The organism is Bradyrhizobium sp. MOS002 (assembly GCF_003020115.1).
In the GTDB taxonomy this organism is placed as follows: Bacteria; Pseudomonadota; Alphaproteobacteria; order Rhizobiales; family Xanthobacteraceae; genus Bradyrhizobium.
In genome coordinates this window covers 337,215-358,495 of the sequence record NZ_PYFX01000005.1, presented here as the reverse complement: position 1 = coordinate 358,495, position 21,281 = coordinate 337,215, and the positions used below count along the sequence as shown (strand labels likewise).

Here is a 21,281-nt window from a genome sequence, read left to right as displayed (position 1 = left end):
GGCAAGTGGTGTCAGTCCCACGCGAAGACACGACAACGACAAGCCTTCGCCAAACCACTCCCTGTGGTTATGGGTCCCGGCCTTCGCCGGGACGACACTGAATATTTGGCGCGGCCGCGCCGCATCTCACGCAATCCGGCTCAGCCCGCCAGATCCAGCTTCGACGCCACTGTCGAATCCGCATTGAGGCGGTAGATGATCGGCACACCCGTCGCGAGCTCGCGCTTCAGGATGCCTTCGGGCGAGAGCTTTTCCAGCACCATGATCAATGCACGAAGCGAATTGCCGTGGGCGGCGACCAGCGTGCGCTTGCCGTTGAGCACGCCGGGCAGGATCTCCTGAACGTAATACGGCAGTGCTCGCGCGAGGGTGTCCTTCAGGCTTTCACCGCCGGGCGGCGGCACGTCGTAGGAGCGGCGCCAGGTCAGCACCTGGTCCTCGCCCCATTTCTTGCGGGCGTCATCCTTGTTGAGGCCGGAGAGATCGCCATAGTCACGCTCGTTCAGCGCGAGGTTCTTCGTCGTCGGCAGGCCCTTCTGGTCGAGCTCGCCGAGAATAAGATCGAGCGTGTGCTGTGCGCGCGTCAACACCGAGGTGTAGGCGACGTCGAACACGAGGCCCTGCGCCTTCAGCTTGCGGCCGGCTTCCGAGGCTTCCTTCACGCCGAGCTCGGTGAGGTCAGGATCCTTCCAGCCCGTGAACAGGTTCTTCAGATTCCATTCGCTCTGGCCGTGCCGCACTAGCACGAGAAGACGTTCGCTCATTGACTGCTTTCCGTTTCGTTCGTTGTTTAAGAATGATCTTGTCGGAAAACCGCTTCATACTTTTCCCGATCACGCTTCGTTCAGATGTCAGACAGGCCGAGCACGTCGGCCATGGAGTAGTGCCCCGGCTTCTTGCCATGCGCCCAGAGCGCGGCCTTCAGCGCGCCGTGGGCGAACAGCATGCGATCCTCCGCGTGATGCGACAGCGTCAGGCGCTCGAACGGGCCGAGGAAGCTCACGCTGTGATCGCCGGCCGCGGTGCCGCCGCGCAACGACGCAAAGCCGATATCGCCGGGCTTGCGCGCGCCGGTGATGCCATCGCGGCCGCGATCTGCATGCTCGTCGAGCGCGATGCCGCGGCCGCTAGCGGCCGCCTGGCCCAGCATCAGCGCCGTGCCCGAGGGCGCGTCGATCTTCATGCGATGATGGGTCTCGACGATCTCGATGTCGAAGCTCGCATCGAGCGCCTTGGCGACGCGGTTGACCACGGCGGCGAGCAGATTGACACCCAGGCTCATATTGCCGGACTGCACCACCACCGCGCGGTTGGTGACGCTCTTGATCACGGCGTTGTCGGAGCCCGACAGCCCGGTCGTTCCGATGACGTGCACGAGGCCGCGCTCGGCGGCAATCGCGACATTGGCGAGTGTCGCCGCTGGCACGGTGAAATCCAGAATGCCGTCGGCGTCCTTCGACAACGCCCAGAGATCTCCGGAGAGTTTGATGCCGTTGGCCGGCAGGCCTGCGAGCACGCCGGCATCCTTGCCGAGCAGCTCCGAGCCCGGCGCCTCCAGCGCTCCGGCCAGCACCGCGCCTTTGGTCTCGGCAATCGCCCGCGTCAGCGCCCGGCCCATCCGGCCGCCGGCTCCAGCAACAATCAAGCGCATGTCGGACATGGTGTGATCCTCTCACGGCCGTTGTAGCGGGGGGAGGCAGTTCCGGCAACCAAGGGGGGGATCGGGCAGGCGGGCTTCCACCCTCCCCTGGAGCGCCGGTCGCTTGCGGCCATCCTTCGAGACGCCCGCCTATGGCGGGCCCTCAGGATGAGGTCGGAATCCGTGGCAACAAATTCGACGGGCGGCGCCGATACTGCTTAGCCTCATCCTGAGGAGACCGCGGAGCGGTCGTCTCGAAGGACGAGGCGTGCGCGCAGACCCAGCCTCAGCCGTCGGACGGCTGCGGGCCGTCATAGCCCTCGATGATGATGAGGTCGGCGACGGAGTGCGGCTGGCGGACCTTGATGTTTGCCTGGTATTCCGGCGAGTTGTAGCAGGCGATCGCGGTCTCGTAGTCCGGGAATTCGATCACGACGTTGCGGGTGCGGCTGGCGCCTTCGACCGTGGTGAACTTGCCGGCGCGGACGACGAAGCGGCCACCCCATTTCTTGAAGATCGGACCATTGGCGACGGCATAGGGCTTGTAGCCCTCGTCACTGCTCACATCGACGCGTCCGATCCAGTAGCCTTTTGCCATTGTTCTTCTCCCTGTGTTGTTGGGTTTCTATTTGAGCATGATCCGATCGGAAAACCGCTGCACACGTTTCCGGATCATGCTCCGAGTGCCTCCGCGATCTCAGCCTGAATAGCTTCAGCGATCGCCTTGGGGTCAGCGGCTTCCACCACCGGCCGCCCGACGACGAGATAGTCCGCGCCAGCCGCAATCGCGCGGCCCGGCGTCATGATGCGCTTCTGGTCGCCGCTCGCCGCGCCGGCCGGCCGGATGCCGGGGGTGACGAGGCTCATCTGGTGGCCGACGATCTTGCGCAAGGCTCCGACTTCCTCGGGCGACGATACCAGCCCGTCGATGCCGAGCACCTGCGCCTGCTGCGCGCGCGCTTCGACGAGCTCGGAGACGCCGAGCCGGAAGCCTGCCGCGTGCAGATCGTCCTCGTTGTAGGAGGTCAGAACAGTGACGGCGAGGATCTTGAGGTTCGAGCTGCCGCGACCTTCGACGGCACCCTTCATGGTCTGCGGATAGGCGTGCACGGTGAGGAAGGTCGCACCGAGCCTGGTGATGCTGTCGACGCCTTGCGCCACGGTATTGCCGATGTCGTGCAGCTTGAGATCGAGAAAGACCTTCTTGCCCTGGTCGGCGAGCTTGGCGACGAGCGGCAAGCCACCGGCATAAGCGAGCCGATAACCGATCTTGTAGAAGGTGACGCTGTCGCCGAGCCGGTTAACCATCGCTTCCGCGGCATCAACGCTGGGCAGATCGAGCGCGACGATCAGGCGGTCTTTCGGGGCAATCTCGGCTGGCGTCATGTCACCTCACATCATGCGTTGGGAAATGTCGATCAACTGCCGCACCAGTTCCTGCAACGCGGCGATATCGCCCTCGTGCTTCAGCCTGTCCATATCGTCATAGGCCTGGTCGGCAAAGGCGAGCGTCAGCTGGCTGGCAATCACATTGGCGTGGCAGGAGGTCAGGATCAGCCGCAACGCCTGCAGCGCGCGAGCCGCGCCGAGCCGGCTCTGCGAGGCGCCGGCGAGCGCGAAGACGCGGTTGCGGAACACCTCGCCGCGCGGCTCGTGCAGCTCATGCACGCGGCTGACCCAGTCGATCGCGTTCTTCAGCAACGGCGGCACCGAGGCATTGTATTCGGGCGACACGATCAGCACGCCATGATGCGCGCCGATCATGCGCTTGAGATTGATGGCGTGCTTGGGCACACCGGACTTGGCCTGCAGGTCGCCGTCATAGATCGGCAGCGGAAAATCGGCGAGTGAGATGCGGGTGACGTCGACACCGGCCTGGTCGAATGCATAAGCGGCGACCGCTGCCAGCTTCGCATTGTGCGAGCCGGTGCGCAGAGAGCCGGGAATGATCAGGATTTTCGGTGCGGACATCCGCTTCCATGCGTTCGGCGAAACGAGCCCGCCACGCAAACAGGAATGCCGGCGGAATTAGTCCTTGCGATACACCCAGACGCGGGCCGGCGGAAGGTTCATCCAGATCCGTTCCGAAGCCTCTGTGGACACGCCGGGCAGCGATTTCGGAATCGGCGGCACCACCGCATAGGTGAACTGGACGAAGGGCGCTCCGGGCGCCAGCGCCGTGAAGGCGTCGCGGATGAGCCGCAGCCGCGTCAGCATCGGTTTTGTGACCAGCGGCAGGCCGGAGACGACTGCGGAGGCCGGCGCGCTCAAGACGTTCCACAGCGTATCACGCAGGCGATAGGCATCGCCCTGCACCACCTTGGCCTGCGGATAGCGGTCGCGCAGCAGGGCGCAGAAGCCTGGATTGTATTCGACAAGGACGAGACGCTTCTGGTCGACGCCGCGCTCGACCAGGGCCGAGGTGATGGCGCCGGTACCGGGTCCGAGCTCGACCACCGGTGCGTCCGAATTGACGTCGACGTAATGGGCCATGGTCCGGGCCAGCAGCTTGCCCGACGGCATCACCGCGCCCATGTGGAGGGGCTTTTCAATCCATGACCGGAGAAAACGCACCTCGTCATCGAGACGGGGCTTCTTCAACGCACGCGCGGACGATGGCAATGGCATGTCGGGACCGGCCGGGACCGCGTGACCGCGGCGTGTCAGAAAATGGTCATAAAGACGTATAGGCCGAAGGCGGCACGGTCAAGACGCGTCAACTCGCGCGATTACCGAAGAAATCCTTGACCTTGGTGAAGAAACCCTCGGATTCCGGCTGGGTGTTGCCGGAGGAGAGTTTTTCGAACTCGGCCAGCAACTCCTGCTGCTTCTTGGTGAGATTTTGCGGGGTTTCGACCACGACCTGAACGTACATGTCGCCCATCTGGCGCGAGCGCAGCACCGGCATGCCTTTTGATGCAATGCGGAATCGGCGGCTGGACTGGGTCCCCGCGGGGACCTTCACCTTGGTCTTGCCCTTCTCGATGGTCGGCACCTCGAATTCGCCGCCAAGCGCGGCCGTCACCATCGAGATCGGCACACGACAATGCAGATCGGCGCCGTCGCGCTGGAAGAACTGGTGCTGGGCCAGCGACAGGAAGATGTAGAGGTCGCCGGGCGGGCCGCCGCGGACCCCGGCCTCGCCCTCGCCGGCGAGCCTGATCCTGGTGCCGTCCTCGACGCCCGGGGGAATGTTGACCGACAGCGTCCGCTCGCGGGTGACGCGCCCCTGACCCGAGCAGGACGGGCAGGCGTCCTCGATCATCTGGCCGCGCCCCTGGCAGCCCGGACAGGTGCGCTCCAGCGTGAAGAAGCCCTGCGACTGACGTACGCGTCCAGCGCCGCCGCAGGTCGAGCAGGTCTTCGGCTTGGTGCCGGCCTTGGCCCCGATGCCCGAACAGGCCTCGCAGGTGACCGAGACCGGAATCTCGATCTGCGCGGTCTTGCCGCCAAAAGCTTCCTCGAGCGTGATTTCCATATTGTAGCGCAGGTCGGCGCCGCGCTCGCGACCGCCACGGCCGCCGCGCTGTCCGGCCATGCCGAACAAATCTTCGAAAATGTCGGAAAAGGAGGAGGCGAAGCCCGCGCCGAAACCGGCACCGCCGCCGCCCTGCTCGAAGGCGGCATGGCCGTAACGGTCGTAGGCGGCGCGCTTGTCCTTGTCTTTCAGGACCTCGTAGGCCTCGTTAATTTCCTTGAACTTGACTTCGCTGGTGTCGTCCCCGGGATTGCGGTCGGGGTGAAACTTCATCGCCAGCTTGCGGAACGACGATTTCAGGACGGAATCGTCGGCATCGCGTTCGACTTCGAGGGTTTCGTAATAGCAGCGCTTGGTGGACGTGGACATGATGAGCTCAGTCTATCCGATCGCGATTCAAGTCGGAGCGAAGCAACGTCGCCATGCAACGATATAGGCAGCCTTCCGCCTCGCGGCAGAGGATTGCACGGCAGCATTCAGAATAACGGCTGGGAATTGATCGATCGTAACGAGGCCGATCTCAACAGAGCCTTCTTGAGAATCCTGGCCCGTCGAGCCCGACACGATGGCCTCCCCCGCGAGGGAGGAGGCCGTTGGCGCGTGTGGGGTCCAAGCCGTCCGCATCATCACCCTCGCGGGGTTCAGGCGGACTTCTTGTTGTTCTTGTCGTCGTCGACTTCGGTGAATTCCGCATCGACGACGTCGTCCTTGGCCGCATCCTTCTTGGCGTCGGCCTCGGCCTGCTGCTTGTACATGGCCTCGCCGAGCTTCATCGATGCCTGGGCCAGCGTCTGGGTCTTGGCCTTGATTGCCTCGGCATCGTCGCCCTTCAGCGCTTCCTTGAGGTCGCTGACGGCATCCTCGATGGCGCGTCGCTCGGTCTCGGCGACCTTCGAACCGTGCTCGGCCAATGCCTTCTCGGTCGAATGCACCAGTCCGTCCGCGTCGTTCTTGGCCGTCACGGCCTCGCGGCGCTTCTTGTCCGCCTCGGCATTGGCCTCGGCGTCCTTGACCATCTTCTCGATGTCGGCTTCCGACAGACCGCCGGAGGCCTGGATGCGGATCTGCTGCTCCTTGGCCGTGGCCTTGTCCTTGGCCGAGACGTTGACGATGCCGTTGGCGTCGATGTCGAAGGTCACCTCGATCTGCGGCATGCCGCGCGGGGCCGGCGGAATGCCCATCAGATCGAACTGGCCGAGCATCTTGTTGTCGGCCGCCATTTCACGCTCGCCCTGGAAGACGCGGATGGTAACCGCGTTCTGGCTGTCCTCGGCGGTCGAGAACACCTGGCTCTTCTTGGTCGGGATCGTGGTGTTGCGGTCGATGATGCGGGTGAACACGCCGCCCAGCGTCTCGATGCCCAGCGACAGCGGGGTCACGTCGAGCAGCAGCACATCCTTGACGTCGCCCTGAAGCACGCCGGCCTGGATCGCGGCACCGATCGCCACGACTTCGTCCGGGTTGACGCCCTTGTGCGGCTCCTTGCCGAACAGCTGCTTCACCACTTCCTGGACCTTCGGCATGCGCGACATGCCGCCGACCAGCACCACTTCGCCGATCTCGGCGGCGGTGAGGCCTGCATCCTTCAGCGCCTTGCGGCAGGGCTCGACGGTCTTCTGGACGAGGTCATCGACCAGCGCCTCGAACTTGGCGCGGGTGAGCTTCATCGTCAGATGCTTCGGGCCGGTCTGGTCCGCAGTGATGAAGGGCAGGTTGATCTCGGTCTGCGTCGTCGACGACAGCTCGATCTTGGCCTTTTCGGCGGCTTCCTTCAGGCGCTGCAACGCGAGCTTGTCGTTGCGCAGGTTGATGCCCTGCTCCTTCTGGAATTCGTCGGCCAGATAGCCGACCAGGCGCATGTCGAAGTCTTCGCCGCCGAGGAAAGTGTCGCCGTTGGTCGACTTCACCTCGAACACGCCGTCGCCGATTTCGAGAATAGAGATATCGAACGTGCCGCCGCCGAGATCGTACACGGCGATCGTGCCGGTCTTGGTCTTGTCGAGGCCGTAAGCGAGCGCGGCCGCAGTCGGCTCGTTGATGATGCGCAACACTTCAAGGCCCGCGATCTTGCCGGCGTCCTTGGTCGCCTGGCGCTGGGCGTCGTTGAAGTAGGCGGGCACGGTGATGACGGCCTGGTCGACCTTCTGGCCCAGATGGGCTTCCGCGGTCTCCTTCATCTTCTGCAAGATGAACGCCGAGACCTGCGAGGGCGAGTAGGTCTGGCCGTCGGCTTCGACCCAGGCGTCGCCGTTGGAAGCCTTCACGATCTTGTACGGAACGAGCTTCTTGTCCTTCTCGACCATCGGGTCGTCGTAGCGGCGGCCGATCAGGCGCTTCACTGCGAAGAACGTACGCTCTGGATTGGTGACGGCCTGGCGCTTGGCAGGCTGGCCGACGAGGCGCTCACCGTCGTCCGTCACGGCGACGATCGAAGGCGTCGTGCGCATGCCTTCGGAATTCTCGATGACTTTGGCGTTCTTGCCATCCATTACGGCGACGCACGAATTCGTGGTGCCGAGGTCGATCCCGATGACCTTTCCCATGGTCCTGTATCCTTGTTTTTGCGGCAGGTTGGCTGGGCCCAGAAGGCACCCGAACCGAAACCCCCTAAGATCAAACATTCGCGATATTGCGATGGTTGACGCTCATATAGGAGGGGGGGAGGGGCCCGCAAGGACCGAACGCAAGTTTCGGCCGTGAAAACATTGGGTTTTGGAAGAACATATCCGGGCTGAACCCGCCTTGCGGGTGAGGAATTATTAACAGGTCCCGCGATCGGCCCGCATCCGCTACCGCGTTCCGCCCCGCCCTGTTGCGGCAAGACCAAACCCGCTAAAAGGCGGGCGGCCGAGCGGGCTCGTCATCGGGCTGCGTCGCGCGACAAAGCGGCCCGGTGGCCGACCATCGAACGGCCTCAATGTGAACCAATCAGAGTGCCCATGAAGCTGATCCGCCCCCTTGCTGCGCTCGCCCTCCTCGTCGCCTCTGCGCTTCCGGCTCCGGCTGCCGACGCCGTTTTCCCACCTGGCTTGCGCCTCGGCATGGTGCCATTGGTCGGTCTCAACACGGCCAAGACCTTTCCCGGCTTCGAGAGCGAGGACGGCAGCGTCAAGGTACTGATCACAGAGCTGCCGCCGGCGGCCTATGGCGAGGTCGTGAGCGCGTTCAATTCCAATCCGGCCGGGACCAACGGCGTCAAGCAGGACAAGGTCGAGACGCCCGCGGGCCTCGCCTATTTTACCACCGAGAGCGGCAAGGCCGGCGAGACCCCGGTGCGGCGCTATTCGATGATCGTGCCGGGCGCCGGCTTCTCCGGTTATGTCGCGGTGCAGATTCCGGAGAATGCGGTCAAGATCTACACCGACGAGGCTGTGCGGCAGATGTTCGCGAGCGTCGTCACCCGCAAGCAGGTCTCGGCCGACGAGCAGATCGCGCTGATGCCGTTCAAGATCACCGATCTTGCCGACTTCAAGGACGTTCGCACGCTGGCGCCGGGCTCGAGCATCATCCTGGCCGACGGCGACGAGAGCTCCGGCTATGAATCGAAGCCGTTCATCATCCTCGGCGTGATTGGCGCTACCCCGCAAGCCGCCGACGACCGCGCCCGCTTCGCCCAGGAGGCGGCGCTCCAGATTCCCGGCGTGCGCGAGTCGCGCGTCACCATGTCCGAGCCGATCCGCATCAGCGGTCAGCAGGGTTTCGAGACCCGGATCGACGGCGTCAGCGGCAAGGACAAGACGCCGGTGACCGTGGTGCAGTGGATCCGCTTCAGCAGCGGCGGCGCCTCGCTGCGCATCATCGCCAGCGCCCCGCGCGAGCAATGGCCGGCCGCCTTCACCCGCTTCCGCGCGGTCCGCGACGGCATCCAGCCGAAGGGCTAGCCCGACACTCAGCGTCGTCCCGGCGAAGGCCGGGACCCATACCGGGTGATCTCGCGATTATATTCGGTCGCAGTACCAACGAAGAGTCTTCGTCAAACTGCTCCCTGTGGTTATAGGTCCCGGCCTACGCCGGGACGACGATGATATCCGGTCAGCAGCCCGACCCCTCGCCAGAACCGGCTGCATTTTCGGGCTTCTGTTCGTGCACGAGCGGAACTAGGCTTGACCTCCGTTGGATCATCCTGAGGGGAGGCGAATGATGCTGGATCGGCGACACATCTTGGCGGCGCTTGGGACGACTACACTCGCGACCCTCGCACCGACCGCGCTCTTGGCAGCGGCATCGATCAAGCCGGACGATGCATCCGCCCTGCTCGTGATCGACGTGCAGAACTGCTTCCTGCCCGGCGGCAGCCTTGCGGTGAAGGAAGGCGAGCAGGTGGTGCCCGTCATCAACAAGATCTCGAAAGCGTTTTCGAACGTGGTGATGACGCAGGACTGGCACACGCAGGGCCATATTTCCTTCGCGTCAGTCCACTCCGGCAAGAAGCCGTTCGAGACCGTCGATCTTCCCTACGGCAAGCAGGTGCTGTGGCCCGACCATTGCGTGCAGGGCACCGACGGCGCCGCGCTGTCGAAAGACCTGGCGATCCCGCACGCCGAGCTCATCATCCGCAAGGGTTTTCACAAGGACGTCGACAGCTATTCGGCCTTCCTCGAAGCCGACGGCAAGACCTCGACCGGCCTTGCCGGCTATCTGAAGGCGCGCAAGATCAAGCGCGTCTTCGTCGCGGGGCTGGCGACGGATTTCTGCGTCGCCTGGACCGCGCTCGACGCGCGCAAGGCGGGCTTCGAGGTCTATGTGGTGGAAGACGCCTGCCGCGGCATCGACAATCAGGGTTCGCTCGCAAAAGCCTGGGCCGATATGGCCAAGGCCGGCGTGAAGCGGATCCAGTCTGCGGATATCGCGGCGAGCGCGTAGGCAACGCCGAGAGCTGCCAATCCCTCATCCTGAGGAGCGCGCATTTTCGCGCGTCTCCCCGCCGTGAGGATCAACTAGTTGGCAGCGCCGTTCGGCTCGTTGCTGTTGGCGGGCGCGGCCTTGGCGCCGCCCTTGGCGACACCGACCAAGGCGGGACGCAGCACGCGCTCGCCGATGGTGTAGCCGGCCTGCATGACCTGGACGACGGTGCCGGCGGGCACCGACGCATCAGGCACCTCGAACATCGCCTGCTGGAAGTTCGGGTCGAACTTCTGGCCCAAGGGGTCGAACTTCTTCACGCCGTGTTTTTCCAGCGCGCTGAGCAGCGAGCGCTCGGTCAGCTCGACGCCCTCGATCAGCGAGGCGAGGCCCGCATCGGCCGTCGCACGGGCTTCGGCCGGAACGGCATCGAGCGCGCGCTGGAGGTTGTCGGCGATGTCGAGCACGTCGCGGGCAAAGCCCGTGACGCCGTAGAGCTTGGCGTCAGCGACCTCCTTGGCGGTGCGCTTGCGCAAATTCTCCATCTCGGCCAGCGTCCGCAGCATGCGGTCGCGCGCCTCGGCGACTTCCTTCTGCAGAAGCTCGACCGAGCCGGGCTCCGGATCGTCGGGCATGATGTAGGGTTTTGACACCACGGGCTCGCCGGCCGCAGCACTCGTGTCTTCGGGTTGCCGGTCTCGATCGGTCATCGGCTCTCTTTTCGCATTCGTCTCAGGGGTTTTCTGGCCCGGATATCGTGCTTCGGGCGCCGAAAATCAAGCGCCCGTGAACGGGGGAGACCCCAGTCAGCCGCCCAGGAGCCGGCTGACGATGCGGGCAGCATAGTCCACGGTCGGGATCACGCGGGCATAATTCAGCCGCGTCGGCCCGATCACGCCCAAAACGCCGACGATATGGCCGGCGGCATCCCGATAGGGCGAGATGATGGTGGACGAGCCCGACAGCGAGAACAGCTTGTTCTCACTGCCGATGAAAATCCGCACGCCTTCCGCGGTCTCGGCCCGGCCGAGCAGGTCGATCACGCCGCGCTTGGTCTCGAGATCGTCGAACAGCAGGCGAACGCGCTCGAGATCCTCCAGCGCATGCAAATCCTCGAGCAGATTGGCGTGGCCGCGGACGATCAGCTGGCGGTCCTCGTTCTCGCCGCCGGACCAGCTGGCGATGCCGGCCGAGATCACCTTGTGGGTCAGCTGATCGAGCTCGGTGCGCGCCTCTCCGAGCGCGGTCTCGAGCTCCAGCCGCGCCTCGGCCAGGGTCCGGCCCCGGATTCGCGCATTGAGGAAGTTGCCGGCTTCGGTCAACGCCGAGGACGGAACCCCCGGCGGCAGCGTCAGCACGCGGTTTTCGACCTGCCCGTCCTCGCCAACCAGGATCACCAATGCCTTTTCCGGTTCCAACCGGACGAATTCGATATGTTTCAGCCGCGCATTGGATTTCGGCGTCAGCACGACGGCGGCCGCACGGGTCAGGCCGGAAAGCCGCGTCAATGCCTCCTCGAGGGCGGCCTCGACCGATTGCGCGTGGCCCACGGAGGTCAACTGGCTCTGGATCGCCTGCCGTTCACTGTCATTGAGGTCGCCGACCTGCATCAGGGCATCGACGAAGAAGCGCAGGCCGAGTTCCGTCGGCAGCCGGCCGGCGGAGGTGTGCGGGGCGTAGATCAGGCCGAGCTGTTCCAAATCGGCCATGACGTTGCGGACCGAGGCGGGCGACAGCGGCATGGCGATCAGGCGCGAAATATTGCGCGAGCCCACCGGCTCCCCGGTCGCGAGATAGCTTTCGACGATTTGACGAAAGATGTCGCGGGAACGCTCGTTGAGCTGGGCGAGGCCCGCGCGCGGCGCGATCAGATGGATCGGATCGTGATGGGCCACAGACGGTAACTCCTCTCGGCTGCATGTAATTTGTCTATCCGGGAGGCTTCTGACAAGCGTTGCGTTCGCGGATTGAAAATCGGGGGTCAATAAGGCCTCGATCTTCCCCCTTGCCGCCCACCCTCGCCCCACCTACAAGCACCGCCAACAGCCCTTTTCCGAGAGTTTTGGAGGATTCCCATGCGGCCAAGCCGCCGTGCGCCCGACGAATTGCGCCCCGTGACGCTGGAGCGCGGCGTGGTCAAATATGCGGAAGGCTCGTGCCTGGTGAAATTCGGCGACACCCATGTGCTGGTCACCGCCACGCTGGAAGACCGCCTGCCGCCATGGCTGAAGGGCCAGGGCCGCGGCTGGGTCACCGCCGAATACGGCATGCTGCCGCGCGCGACCTCGGAACGCACCCGCCGCGAGGCCTCCGCTGGAAAGCAGAGCGGCCGCACCGTTGAAATTCAGCGCCTGATCGGCCGCTCGCTTCGCACCATCATCAATCTCGAAGCGCTCGGTGAGCGCCAGATCACGGTCGATTGCGACGTGCTCCAGGCCGACGGCGGCACCCGCACGGCCTCGATCACCGGTGCCTGGGTCGCGCTCGCCGATTGCGTCAGCTGGATGAAGGCGCGCAACATGGTCAAGGCCAACGTGTTGCGCGACAACGTCGCCGCGATCTCCTGCGGCATCTACAAGGGCACGCCCGTGCTCGACCTCGACTATGCCGAGGACTCCGAAGCCGATACCGACGCCAATTTCGTCATGACGGGCGATGGCCGCATCATCGAAGTCCAGGGCACCGCGGAACGCGAGCCGTTCACGGAAGCCGAGTTCCTGGCGCTGATGGCGCTGGCGCGCAAGGGCGTCGCGCGTCTCGTGGACTTGCAGAAACTGGCGGTAGCGTAGTCAATAAGCCGATGCATCGCCGAATCACCGGAAAGCTGGTCATTGCGACCCATAATCCCGGCAAGCTCGCCGAGATGAAGGAGCTGCTCGCGCCTTACGGCATCGATGCGGTGTCGGCCGGCGAGCTCGGCCTTCCCGAGCCGGAAGAGACCGGCAACGATTTCCGCAGCAATGCCGCGATCAAGGCGATTGCGGCAGCGCAGGCGACCAAGCTGCCGTCTTTCGCCGATGATTCCGGCATCGTGGTCGACGCACTCGACGGCGCGCCCGGCATCTACTCGGCGCGCTGGGCCGGTCCGAACAAGGATTTTGCCGCGGCGATGGCGCAGATCGAACGGCTGTTGCAGGAGCGCGGCGCGACCACGCCCGCCAAGCGCAAGGCGCACTTCGTGTCCGCGCTCTGCGTTGCATGGCCCGACGATCACCTCGAAGAGGTCGAGGCGCGCGTCGACGGCACGCTGGTGTGGCCGCCGCGCGGCACCGCCGGCTTCGGCTACGACCCGATGTTTTTGCCCGACGGCCATAGCCGCACCTTCGGCGAGATGGAGAGCATCGAGAAGCACGGCCTGCCGCCGCTCGGTCTCGGCCTGTCGCACCGTGCCCGCGCCTTCGTGAAACTGGCGGAGATCTGCCTTGAGCCGCGCTAAGGAAGCATTCGGCGTCTACGTGCACTGGCCGTTCTGCCTGTCGAAGTGCCCCTATTGCGACTTCAACAGCCATGTCCGCCACACCGCGATCGACGAGCCGCGCTTCGCGTCGGCTTTCGCGCGCGAGATCGCTGCGACCGCCGAGCGCGCGCCCGGCCGCGAAGTCACCGCGATCTTTCTCGGCGGCGGTACGCCCTCGCTGATGCAGCCTGCAACCGTCGGCGCTGTGCTCGACGCCATCGGCAAGCACTGGACGGTGGCGAAAGACGTCGAAGTCACGCTGGAGGCTAACCCGACCAGCGTCGAAGCCACGCGCTTTGCCGGTTATCGCACCGCCGGCGTCAACCGCGTCTCGCTCGGCGTGCAGGCGCTCGACGACGCCTCGCTGAAAGCGCTGGGCCGCATGCACAGCGCGCGCGAGGCGCTCGACGCGGTCGCCATCGCGCGCCGCTCGTTCGATCGTTATTCGTTCGACCTGATCTACGCCCGTCCCGACCAGACGCCGGCGATGTGGGCAGATGAATTGCATCTCGCGATCGAGGAGGCGGCCGAGCATCTGTCGCTCTATCAATTGACGATAGAAGAGGGCACGCCGTTCTTCGGCCTGCATCAGGCCGGCAAGCTGAAGACGCCGGATGAAGCGATCGCACGCGCGCTCTACGACGTCACGCAGGAGACCTGCGACAAGCTCGGCCTGCCCGCCTACGAGATTTCAAATCACGCGCGGCGCGGCGCCGAGTGCCGGCACAATCTGGTCTACTGGCGCGGCGAGGAATATGCCGGCATCGGCCCCGGTGCCCATGGCCGGCTCGACATCGACGGTATCAGGCACGCGACCGCCACCGAGAAGCGTCCCGAAGCCTGGCTGATGCGGGTCGAGACCAACGGGCACGGCGTCGTCACCGACGATCTCCTCAACAGCGAGGAGCGCGCCGACGAATTCTTGCTGATGGGGTTGCGCCTCGTCGAGGGCATCGACCCCGAGCGCTACCGTGCGTTGTCAGGCCGCTCGCTCGATCCCAAGCGCATCACGCTGCTGCGCGAAGAGGGCGCGATCACGGTGGATGCAACGGGACGGCTGCGCGTGACCAGCAGCGGTTTTCCGGTGCTGGACGCGGTGGTTGCGGATCTGGCGGCGTAGCGAGATCTCGTAGCCCGGATGGAGCAGAGCGCAATCCGGGTTCTGTCCGCGTGGTGAGACCGTCCCGGATTGCGCTGCGCTCCATCCGGGCTACGAAGCGATCAAGCCCCAAAACTCTTCGGCGAGCCCGCCACGGCCACGCCGCCGCCGGTCGTCACCTTCATCACCGCCAAGCCCCGCTCGTTCGTGCCGTCGGCGCGGAAGCGGAACAGGCCGTCGATGCCGGCGAAGCCGGAAGGATTGGTGAGCACGTCCGGCGAGAAGCGCGTGGTGCCTTGCGTACGCGCCAGCGCCGCGACCAGAGCAACCGCATCATAGGCGAGCGTGGCCGTGCGGATCGGCTCGGCGCCGTATTTGGTGCGATAGCGGCCGGAAAAGGCGCGGAAGCCGGCCGGATCCGGCGCGGCGTAGAGACCGCCTTGCAAGCTTGAGCTGGCATAGACGCGCGGACTGTCCCACAGGCCGGTGCCGAGCAGCTGGATATTGCGCAGGTTCGCACCCGCCGCGCTCATCGCATCGGCGACCGCGACGACGGCATCGCCATCGTCGGCGATGAACAGCGCATCGGCGCTGCCGAGCTGCTGCGCCACGGTCCGGGCCGGCGTGGCGCGATCAGAGCCGTATTTCTCGAACGCGACGATGCGCCCGCCGCGGCGCGGCACCGCCGCCTTCACCGCAGCCTCGACCACGTTGCCATAGGCATTGTCGGGCACGAGCACGGCGACGGAACGCTTTCCGATGCTGGCGGAATATTCGACGATGCGGTTGACGTCGGACTCCGGCAGGAAGCTCAGCAGATAGACACCGCGCCCGGCGATGCTGGAATCGGTCGAGAATGCCATCACCGGGATGCCGCGCGTGCGCGCGATCTGCGCCACCGCCGGCACTGATTGCGCGAACAGCGGCCCCAGGATGATCTCGGCGCCCTCGTCGACCGCCTGCTGCGCACTCGCCTGCGCGCCCTGCGGGCTGCCATTGTCGTCCTTGATCAGAAGCTGGATGTTGGGATTCTGGAACTCGGCCAGCGCCATCTCGGCGGCGTTGCGCATCGACTGCGCGGCGAGGCCGGCATTGCCCGATGCCGAGAGCGGCAGGATCACGGCAACCTTCACCCCGCCGGTGCCGGCGGTCGTCGCCTGTTGCGGCGGGCCGGCCGGCTGGGCCGGGGGCGGAGAGGAACTGCTGAACGGATTGGAGAACTGGCTCAGGCTCTGCTGCACGCCGGCGCAGGCCGACAGCAGCGGCGCGCCGAGCAACAGGCCGAGCGCGCTTCGCCGGGTCGCCCCTGAGTACCGGGGCCCCTGAACGGGAGACTCCTCCGAAACGGAAGATCTGGGATCACGCGGGCCGAGCATGGCAGCTTCTCTTCTGACCGACCGTCGCCAGCCGCTCACGATATTCTTTCCACGACACCAGCCGTGGATTCAGGCATATTGTCGGCAAATAGTTAACTCAAACAAAAGGATAATGCCCGCTTAACGCGGCTTCCCCTCAAGTTCTGGTTAGCTGTCCGCCGTCCGTCACCCAACATCAAGGCGGCGTTTCCGCCGCGAATATGGCGCTGACGCTACATTCCCTCGGGAAATGTGATGCCGCATGGATCACATTCCAGTCCTCTTCGCCTCTTGCCTCGCCCCTTACCCCAGGCACGATCTTTTTCCGGGGACCGGTTCCCAGTCCCGGGGATCATGCCTAAGTTCGTTTGATTATGCGCGCAAAGCCCTCCCCGATAAATACACCTGAGACGACGGAGCCCGCCTCGCGCGGCTTCTCCATCGACGCCCATCGGCTTGCGGCGCCGAAGGCCGCACCGGGCCTGCACCTGGTCGCGACCCCCATCGGCAATCTCGGCGACATCACGCTGCGGGCGCTGCAGACCCTCGCCGGGGTCGATGTCATCGCCTGCGAGGACACCCGCATTACGCGGCGCCTGACCGAGCGCTACGACATCTCCGCGCAGCTCAAGCAATACCACGAGCACAACGCGGAAGCGGCCCGTCCAAAGATCCTGGAGCGGCTATCGCAGGGCGGCTCGATCGCGCTGGTGTCGGACGCCGGCACGCCGCTGATCTCCGATCCCGGCTACAAGCTGGTGCGCGAGGTCTGCGCCGCCGGCCACGCGGTCTACGCGCTGCCTGGCCCGTCCTCCGTGCTGGCAGCGCTGTCGGTCGCAGCACTCCCGACCGACCGCTTCTTCTTCGAAGGCTTCCTGCCGGCCAAATCGGCGGCGCGGCGATCGCGCCTGACCGAGCTTGCGCGCATCGATGCGACGCTGGTGATGTTCGATTCCGGCAACCGCGTGCAGGACACGCTGGCCGAGCTCGCCGAGATCATGGGGACTCGCGAAGCCGCGATCTGTCGCGAGTTGACGAAACTGCACGAGCAAATTTCGCGCGCGACGCTGCGTGAGCTGGCGCGCGATGCCGACACGCTGGAGACGCGCGGCGAATTCGTGCTGGTGATCGCTCCGCCTGCGGCGGATGCCGAGATGCTGACATCGGATGCGCTCGACGACGTCCTGCGCGAGCAGCTCGCCGCGCACAGCGTCAAGGATGCGGTGGCGCATGCGGTCGCGCTGTCGGGGCGGCCGCGCCGCGAGGTCTATGCCCGCGCGCTCGAGCTTGCCAAAGATCTGCGGGGCGGCGATGGCGAAAACTGAGGCTCCGGCGGAACCGAAAATCGCCTCTCCAGAGCGCGTCGCCGCGTTTCGCACCGGCATCTCCGCGGAAAGCCGCGCCGCGGCCTATCTCATGGCCAAGGGCTACCGCATCCTCGCCAAACGCTTCCGCACGCCGCATGGCGAGATCGACATCGTGGCGCGCCGCCGCAATCTGATCGCCTTCGTCGAGGTCAAGGCGCGCGCGACGCTGGACGACGCCGCCTTCGCCGTGACGCCGCGCCAGCAGCAGCGCATCATCGACGCCGCGCAAGGCTGGCTGGTCGCGCATCCCGAGCATGCCGAATTCGAATTGCGATTCGACGCCATGCTGATTGCGCCGAAACGACTTCCACGCCATGTGTTGGCGGCATTCGACGCCTCGACCTGAAAGGCAGACCATGAAACTGAACGTCGCCGTCCAGATGGACCCCATCGCCCGCATCAACATCAAGGGCGATTCCACCTTTGCGCTGCTCCTGGAGGCGCAGAAGCGCGGCCACGGCCTGTCCTATTACACGCCCGACAAGCTCTCGATGGTCGGCGAGGAGATCGTCGCTCCCGTTCAGCTGCTCACCGTGCGCGACGAGCCCGGCGATCATTTCACCCTGGGCGAACCCAGGCGCGAGGCGCTCAACGGCTTCGACGTGGTGCTGCTGCGCCAGGATCCGCCGTTCGACCTCGCCTACATCACCTCGACGCACCTTCTCGAGCGCATCCATCCGAAGACGCTCGTCGTCAACGATCCCGCCTCCGTGCGCAACGCGCCGGAGAAGCTGTTCGTGATGAACTTTCCGCAGCTGATGCCGCCGACGCTGATCTCGCGCGACCTCGACGAGATCAACGCGTTTCGCGACAGGCATGGCGCCGTCGTCATGAAGCCGCTGCACGGCCACGGCGGCGCGGCCGTGTTCCGCGTGATGCCGCAGGACATGAATTTCGGCTCGCTGTTCGACATGTTCTCGGTGACCTTCAGGGAGCCCTGGGTGATCCAGCAGTTCATCCCCGAGGTAAAGCACGGCGACAAGCGCATCATCCTGATCAACGGCGAGTTCGCCGGCGCAGTGAATCGCGTGCCCGCCGCCGACGACCTCCGCTCCAACATGGTGCGTGGCGGCGCAGCGCAGGAGACCGAGCTCACGCCGCGCGAGCGCGAGATCTGCGCCACCGTCGGCCCGGCGCTGCGCGAGCGCGGGCTGTTGTTCGTCGGCATCGACGTCATCAACGGCAACCTCACCGAGATCAACGTGACCTCGCCGACCGGCATCCGCGCCATCGCACGACTCGGCGGACCGGACGTTGCCGCAAAGCTCTGGGACGTGATCGAGCAGAAGCGGGCGAAGTAATCGCCGGCTGTAGCCCGTAGCCCGTAGCCCGGATGGAGCGCAGCGAAATCCGGGATGCCACACCACATTCAGCAGTCCCGGATTGCGCTTCGCTCCATCCGGGCTACGCGATGCATGCGCGGCATCACCTCACACATCACTAACCACACATTCACCATGACGCGGCGCGCATCGTTCGAACGCACGGGCCGCGACTGCGTGAAACTACGGGGCCAGTGGCCGACCGGCTAACGCGACGTTCACCATCTGCCGAAAGACCACAGCGCGGCCGGCGATCACATTCGGCCTCGCAACACCCCTTATACTTTTACTGCCTACTCATCGACGTTGGGGAACCCGCCAGGTGCGGTTCGAGTGCCCCGCGTAGAGTAGAAGCGTATGAACACCGCACGCATTGTCGTTCTCGTCATCGCGCTGGGCGCCGGCGGCGTCGCCGCGTATCTGGCGAGCGGCTATGACAACAAGCCCGCGCCCGTTCTCCCCGTCGCCGAAAAGCTGCCGACGGTCGAGGTCCTGGTCGCCAAGAACGATATCCAGCTCGGTCAAGCCGTGAAGCCCGAGGACCTGCAATGGCAGGTCTGGCCGTCAGCGACCGCGAGCAGCGCCTTCATCCGCCGCGACAACAGGCCCGAGGCCCAGACCCAGATCGCAGGCTCGATCGCGCGCGTGCCGTTGATGCAGGGCGAACCGATTCGCGAGCAGAAGCTCGTCAAGGCCGACGGCTCCGGCTTCATGGCCGCGATCCTGCCGTCGGGCATGCGCGCCGTCTCCACCGAGATTTCAGCCGAGACTGCCGCCGGCGGCTTCATCCTGCCGAACGACCGCGTCGACATCGTGCTGACCCGCCGCCTGAAGAATCCTGACGGGGCCGGCGGTAACGACCTCATCCTGTCCGAGGCGATCCTGACCAATATCCGCGTGCTCGCGATCGACCAGGCGCCGAAGGAAAAGGACGGCCAGAACGCCGTCGTCGGCAGGACCGTCACGCTCGAGCTCAAGCCCGACCAGGTCGGCACGCTATCGGCGGCGCGCCAGGGCGGCACGCTGACACTCGCGCTGCGCAGCATCGTCGATGCCAACTCGGTCGACAGCGCGCCCGAGGACCAGGCGAGCAAGCGGAGCGGCGGGGTCAACGTGATCCGCTACGGCGTACAGGCGCGGCAACTGACGTCACAGAAGTGATGGGGACATGATGAACTTTGGGGATGATCGGACGGGCATGCGCATTCGGGGGAACCGCGCGCGCTCGGTCTGGACGGGGACGATGCTGATACTGGGGCTCCTCGCAGTCCCCGCTGTCGTCAGCGCCGCGGATGCGCCGGTCGGCGACCAGGCGCCGATGCAGGCAGCGGATCTCGATGTATCGCCGGTCGGGACGATCGCGCCGGCGAAGACGCGCTTCCTGTCGCTCGGCGTCGGCAAGTCCGCCGTGATCGACCTGCCGCGCGACGTCAAGGACGTGCTGGTCGCCGATCCCAAGATCGCCAATGCCGTGATCCGCTCGGCCCAACGCGCCTATATCATCGGCGGACAGGTCGGCCAGACCAACGTCGTGTTCTTCGCCGCCGACGGCCAGCAGGTCGCCGCCTACGACATCGCGGTGAAGCGCGATCTCAACGGCATGCGCACGGCGCTGCGCCAGTCGCTGCCGGGCGTGCAGATCGAAGGCGTCGGCGACAGCGTGATGCTGACCGGCTCGGTGTCGAGCCCGGTCGAGGCCCAGCAGGCCGGCGACGTCGCCGCCAAACTGGTCGGCGGCTCCGAGAAGGTGGTCAACAACATCGTCGTGCGCGGCCGCGACCAGGTGATGCTCAAGGTCGTGGTCGGCGAAGTGCGCCGCGATATCGTCAAGCAGTTGGGCGTCGATCTCAGCGCCAGCCTGAACGCCGGCACCGCGGTGGTGAACTTCAACAATTCGAACCCGTTCTCGGTGAGCGGCGGACCGATCGTCAGCAACAACGGATTAGGTGTGGCCGGCCTCACCAAGGGCTTCGCGACCGTCAGCGCCACGATGCGCGCGATGGAAAGTGCCGGTGTCATGCGCACGCTCGCCGAGCCGAGCCTGACCGCGATCTCCGGCGAATCCGCGACCTTCATCGCCGGCGGCGAATTCCCCATTCCGTCGGGCTATGCCTGCGATCCCGTCACCCACGTTTGCACCACCCAGATCACCTACAAGAAGTTCGGCATCTCCCTGAACTTCACTCCGGTCGTGCTGAGCGAGGGTCGGATCAGCCTGCGCGTGATGACCGAGGTGTCCGAGCTGTCGAACCAGAGCGCCATCACGGTTACCCAGGCGCTGTCCTCGAATTCGACCAACTCGATCACCATCCCCTCGATCCAGACCCGCCGCGCCGAAACGACGCTGGAAATTCCCTCGGGCGGCTCGATGGCGATGGCCGGCCTGATCCAGCAGCAGACCAAACAAGCGATCAACGGCCTGCCCGGCGTCGACCAGGTGCCGATCATCGGCGCGCTGTTCCGCAGCCAGGACTTCGTCAACAACGAGACCGAGCTGATGGTGATCGTGACCCCCTATGTGGTGCGCGCGGTGGCTCAGAAGGAACTGTCCCGGCCCGACGACGGCTTCGCGCCGGCGTCTGACGCCCAGACGGCGCTGCTCGGCCGCATGAACCGCCTCTATGGCATCGCGCGCCGCGTCGACCCGATCGCGGGCACGCCCGGTGATTTCGGCTTCATCATCGACTGATGACGAACGGACGGCTTGGGAAGGCGAGAGACG

General features: G+C 65.4%; 21 protein-coding genes. 10 read left to right on the top strand and 11 right to left on the bottom strand.

Annotated features, from left to right (window positions below):
• Positions 1–140 precede the first annotated feature (140 nt).
• The 8 genes from C7G41_RS18915 to dnaK all read right to left on the bottom strand — a co-directional run bounded on the left by C7G41_RS18915 (position 141) and on the right by dnaK (position 7,660).
• Positions 141–764 carry a 2,3-bisphosphoglycerate-dependent phosphoglycerate mutase gene (locus C7G41_RS18915; protein ID WP_106943978.1) on the bottom strand — a complete coding sequence of 208 codons (624 nt, stop codon included), beginning with the start codon at positions 762–764 and terminating at the stop codon, positions 141–143.
• 80 nt (positions 765–844) lie between these two features.
• Positions 845–1,660, bottom strand: coding sequence for a 4-hydroxy-tetrahydrodipicolinate reductase (gene dapB / locus C7G41_RS18910; protein WP_106943977.1), 816 nt, complete (start codon positions 1,658–1,660; stop codon positions 845–847).
• Between the two features lie 265 nt (positions 1,661–1,925).
• Complete coding sequence (locus tag C7G41_RS18905; protein WP_027566211.1) at positions 1,926–2,237, bottom strand: DUF1330 domain-containing protein; 312 nt, start codon at positions 2,235–2,237, stop codon at positions 1,926–1,928.
• Positions 2,238–2,311: 74 nt separating this feature from the next.
• Positions 2,312–3,025, bottom strand: a complete 714-nt coding sequence (gene pyrF / locus C7G41_RS18900) for an orotidine-5'-phosphate decarboxylase (protein WP_106943976.1) — start codon at positions 3,023–3,025, stop codon at positions 2,312–2,314.
• A gap of 6 nt (positions 3,026–3,031) precedes the next feature.
• Positions 3,032–3,610 carry an NADPH-dependent FMN reductase gene (locus C7G41_RS18895; protein ID WP_106944071.1) on the bottom strand — a complete coding sequence of 193 codons (579 nt, stop codon included), beginning with the start codon at positions 3,608–3,610 and terminating at the stop codon, positions 3,032–3,034.
• A gap of 57 nt (positions 3,611–3,667) precedes the next feature.
• Positions 3,668–4,267 (bottom strand): class I SAM-dependent methyltransferase, encoded by a 600-nt coding sequence (locus C7G41_RS18890; protein WP_007598495.1) that lies wholly within the window; start codon positions 4,265–4,267, stop codon positions 3,668–3,670.
• 88 nt (positions 4,268–4,355) lie between these two features.
• Complete coding sequence (dnaJ, locus tag C7G41_RS18885; protein ID WP_106943975.1) at positions 4,356–5,486, bottom strand: molecular chaperone DnaJ; 1,131 nt, start codon at positions 5,484–5,486, stop codon at positions 4,356–4,358.
• Positions 5,487–5,758: 272 nt separating this feature from the next.
• A complete protein-coding gene (dnaK, locus tag C7G41_RS18875) occupies positions 5,759–7,660 on the bottom strand; it encodes a molecular chaperone DnaK (RefSeq protein WP_106943974.1) in 1,902 nt (633 codons plus the stop codon).
• A gap of 396 nt (positions 7,661–8,056) precedes the next feature.
• Between dnaK and C7G41_RS18870 the strand changes: the two genes are divergently transcribed.
• Positions 8,057–8,998, top strand: coding sequence for a hypothetical protein (locus C7G41_RS18870; protein WP_199198469.1), 942 nt, complete (start codon positions 8,057–8,059; stop codon positions 8,996–8,998).
• 259 nt (positions 8,999–9,257) lie between these two features.
• On the top strand, positions 9,258–9,980 hold the full coding sequence (gene pncA, locus C7G41_RS18865) for a bifunctional nicotinamidase/pyrazinamidase (protein ID WP_106944069.1): 723 nt from the start codon (positions 9,258–9,260) through the stop codon (positions 9,978–9,980).
• 74 nt (positions 9,981–10,054) lie between these two features.
• On the opposite strand, the gene grpE is transcribed toward pncA, so the two are convergent.
• Both grpE and hrcA read right to left on the bottom strand, forming a co-directional pair.
• Positions 10,055–10,669, bottom strand: coding sequence for a nucleotide exchange factor GrpE (gene grpE, locus C7G41_RS18860; protein WP_106943972.1), 615 nt, complete (start codon positions 10,667–10,669; stop codon positions 10,055–10,057).
• Positions 10,670–10,765: 96 nt separating this feature from the next.
• Complete coding sequence (gene hrcA / locus C7G41_RS18855; RefSeq protein WP_007598483.1) at positions 10,766–11,854, bottom strand: heat-inducible transcriptional repressor HrcA; 1,089 nt, start codon at positions 11,852–11,854, stop codon at positions 10,766–10,768.
• A 180-nt stretch (positions 11,855–12,034) separates the two neighbouring features.
• Here hrcA and rph point away from each other — a divergent pair, with 180 nt between their 5' ends.
• Genes rph through hemW form a run of 3 tightly spaced genes read left to right on the top strand, consistent with a single transcriptional unit; the run spans position 12,035 to position 14,536 of the window.
• A complete protein-coding gene (rph, locus tag C7G41_RS18850) occupies positions 12,035–12,748 on the top strand; it encodes a ribonuclease PH (RefSeq protein WP_007598482.1) in 714 nt (237 codons plus the stop codon).
• A gap of 11 nt (positions 12,749–12,759) precedes the next feature.
• Positions 12,760–13,395 (top strand): RdgB/HAM1 family non-canonical purine NTP pyrophosphatase, encoded by a 636-nt coding sequence (gene rdgB / locus C7G41_RS18845; RefSeq protein WP_106943971.1) that lies wholly within the window; start codon positions 12,760–12,762, stop codon positions 13,393–13,395.
• The gene (gene hemW / locus C7G41_RS18840) at positions 13,382–14,536 is read left to right on the top strand and encodes a radical SAM family heme chaperone HemW (RefSeq protein WP_106943970.1); all 1,155 of its coding nucleotides are present in this window, start codon (positions 13,382–13,384) and stop codon (positions 14,534–14,536) included. Before rdgB ends, hemW begins: the two co-directional genes overlap by 14 nt.
• 101 nt (positions 14,537–14,637) lie before the next feature.
• Here the strand turns inward: hemW and C7G41_RS18835 are convergent, their stop codons facing one another.
• Positions 14,638–15,891, bottom strand: a complete 1,254-nt coding sequence (locus C7G41_RS18835) for a penicillin-binding protein activator (RefSeq protein WP_199198468.1) — start codon at positions 15,889–15,891, stop codon at positions 14,638–14,640.
• Positions 15,892–16,244: 353 nt separating this feature from the next.
• Between C7G41_RS18835 and rsmI the strand changes: the two genes are divergently transcribed.
• The 5 genes from rsmI to C7G41_RS18810 all read left to right on the top strand — a co-directional run bounded on the left by rsmI (position 16,245) and on the right by C7G41_RS18810 (position 21,248).
• Complete coding sequence (rsmI, locus tag C7G41_RS18830; RefSeq protein WP_106943969.1) at positions 16,245–17,195, top strand: 16S rRNA (cytidine(1402)-2'-O)-methyltransferase; 951 nt, start codon at positions 16,245–16,247, stop codon at positions 17,193–17,195.
• Positions 17,182–17,583 carry a YraN family protein gene (locus C7G41_RS18825; protein ID WP_106943968.1) on the top strand — a complete coding sequence of 134 codons (402 nt, stop codon included), beginning with the start codon at positions 17,182–17,184 and terminating at the stop codon, positions 17,581–17,583. The genes rsmI and C7G41_RS18825 overlap by 14 nt, the downstream gene beginning before the upstream one ends.
• A gap of 10 nt (positions 17,584–17,593) precedes the next feature.
• A complete protein-coding gene (gene gshB, locus C7G41_RS18820) occupies positions 17,594–18,538 on the top strand; it encodes a glutathione synthase (protein WP_106943967.1) in 945 nt (314 codons plus the stop codon).
• A 378-nt stretch (positions 18,539–18,916) separates the two neighbouring features.
• Positions 18,917–19,720 (top strand): Flp pilus assembly protein CpaB, encoded by an 804-nt coding sequence (gene cpaB / locus C7G41_RS18815; protein ID WP_106943966.1) that lies wholly within the window; start codon positions 18,917–18,919, stop codon positions 19,718–19,720.
• Between the two features lie 10 nt (positions 19,721–19,730).
• The gene (locus tag C7G41_RS18810) at positions 19,731–21,248 is read left to right on the top strand and encodes a type II and III secretion system protein family protein (protein ID WP_106944067.1); all 1,518 of its coding nucleotides are present in this window, start codon (positions 19,731–19,733) and stop codon (positions 21,246–21,248) included.
• The last annotated feature ends 33 nt before the right edge of the window (positions 21,249–21,281 follow it).

Bases quoted from the DNA above. Each gene is read 5' to 3' on its own strand.
- C7G41_RS18915 (WP_106943978.1), bottom strand. From the start codon at position 764: ATGAGCGAACGTCTTCTCGTGCTAGTGCGGCACGGCCAGAGCGAATGG.
- dapB (WP_106943977.1), bottom strand. From the start codon at position 1,660: ATGTCCGACATGCGCTTGATTGTTGCTGGAGCCGGCGGCCGGATGGGC.
- C7G41_RS18905 (WP_027566211.1), bottom strand. From the start codon at position 2,237: ATGGCAAAAGGCTACTGGATCGGACGCGTCGATGTGAGCAGTGACGAG.
- pyrF (WP_106943976.1), bottom strand. From the start codon at position 3,025: ATGACGCCAGCCGAGATTGCCCCGAAAGACCGCCTGATCGTCGCGCTC.
- C7G41_RS18895 (WP_106944071.1), bottom strand. From the start codon at position 3,610: ATGTCCGCACCGAAAATCCTGATCATTCCCGGCTCTCTGCGCACCGGC.
- C7G41_RS18890 (WP_007598495.1), bottom strand. From the start codon at position 4,267: ATGCCATTGCCATCGTCCGCGCGTGCGTTGAAGAAGCCCCGTCTCGAT.
- dnaJ (WP_106943975.1), bottom strand. From the start codon at position 5,486: ATGTCCACGTCCACCAAGCGCTGCTATTACGAAACCCTCGAAGTCGAA.
- dnaK (WP_106943974.1), bottom strand. From the start codon at position 7,660: ATGGGAAAGGTCATCGGGATCGACCTCGGCACCACGAATTCGTGCGTC.
- C7G41_RS18870 (WP_199198469.1), top strand. From the start codon at position 8,057: ATGAAGCTGATCCGCCCCCTTGCTGCGCTCGCCCTCCTCGTCGCCTCT.
- pncA (WP_106944069.1), top strand. From the start codon at position 9,258: ATGCTGGATCGGCGACACATCTTGGCGGCGCTTGGGACGACTACACTC.
- grpE (WP_106943972.1), bottom strand. From the start codon at position 10,669: ATGACCGATCGAGACCGGCAACCCGAAGACACGAGTGCTGCGGCCGGC.
- rph (WP_007598482.1), top strand. From the start codon at position 12,035: ATGCGGCCAAGCCGCCGTGCGCCCGACGAATTGCGCCCCGTGACGCTG.
- rdgB (WP_106943971.1), top strand. From the start codon at position 12,760: ATGCATCGCCGAATCACCGGAAAGCTGGTCATTGCGACCCATAATCCC.
- C7G41_RS18835 (WP_199198468.1), bottom strand. From the start codon at position 15,891: ATGCTCGGCCCGCGTGATCCCAGATCTTCCGTTTCGGAGGAGTCTCCC.
- rsmI (WP_106943969.1), top strand. From the start codon at position 16,245: ATGCGCGCAAAGCCCTCCCCGATAAATACACCTGAGACGACGGAGCCC.
- C7G41_RS18825 (WP_106943968.1), top strand. From the start codon at position 17,182: ATGGCGAAAACTGAGGCTCCGGCGGAACCGAAAATCGCCTCTCCAGAG.
- gshB (WP_106943967.1), top strand. From the start codon at position 17,594: ATGAAACTGAACGTCGCCGTCCAGATGGACCCCATCGCCCGCATCAAC.
- cpaB (WP_106943966.1), top strand. From the start codon at position 18,917: ATGAACACCGCACGCATTGTCGTTCTCGTCATCGCGCTGGGCGCCGGC.
- C7G41_RS18810 (WP_106944067.1), top strand. From the start codon at position 19,731: ATGAACTTTGGGGATGATCGGACGGGCATGCGCATTCGGGGGAACCGC.